The 257-nt window shown below is 38.5% G+C and carries 1 protein-coding gene; it reads right to left on the bottom strand.

Going from position 1 to position 257, the window contains the following annotated elements:
- Positions 1–257: response regulator (locus SB749_RS20030; protein ID WP_410711849.1), on the bottom strand; the 257-nt coding region annotated here is incomplete at both ends.

Below are 257 nucleotides of genomic sequence, written 5' to 3'. Positions count from 1 at the left end.
ATGGGAATATCAATATTTTGAGGCGCTGCTTCACCAGCTCTTATTTGTTTTGCTGCATCATAACCATTCAATATAGGCATTTGGCAGTCCATAAATACACAGTGGTATTGATGATTATTGGCCACCGAGTTAACAAGTTTTTCTACTGCTTGTTGGCCATTTGACGCGGTATCTATCTCTAAAGATAAACATGACAATATACCCGCGGCTACTTCTATATTTATATCGTTATCATCAACGATAAGAACATGTGCCCC

It is taken from the genome of Brevibacterium sp. SIMBA_078 (assembly GCF_046534565.1).
Classification (GTDB): domain Bacteria; phylum Actinomycetota; class Actinomycetes; order Actinomycetales; family Brevibacteriaceae; genus Brevibacterium.
This window is presented reverse-complemented; position numbering and strand designations above follow the sequence as displayed.